The 256-nt window shown below is 60.9% G+C and carries 1 pseudogene; it reads right to left on the bottom strand.

Annotation, left to right across the window (positions count from 1 at the left end):
- Positions 1-256, bottom strand: a pseudogene (locus JMA46_RS16945) (ISAzo13 family transposase); the annotation flags it as partial.

Raw genomic sequence — 256 nt, 5'->3', positions numbered from 1 at the left:
GCCTTGGTGTTGGACTGCAGGGAGTAACCCTGATCCTTGAGCATCCTGGCGACCACCCGGTCCGAGACAGCGTATCCCTGGCAGGTGAGTGTATCGGCGAGATTTCGGGTGGATTTGGTGGTCCATAACAGTGGAGACATCGGATCCCCCCGTGTTTCGGGGTCCACCAGCGCGCTGAGTAGTTCGATGATTTCAGGGGTGTGCTCGACCAGTTTCTTCCGTCCACCACCGGGGGCGCGCACTCGGTCGAAGGGCC

It is taken from the genome of Arthrobacter sp. E3, from assembly GCF_017353415.1.
GTDB lineage: Bacteria > Actinomycetota > Actinomycetes > Actinomycetales > Micrococcaceae > Specibacter.
Note: the sequence above shows the minus strand (reverse complement) of the source record. Positions and strands in the feature narration are given on the sequence as shown.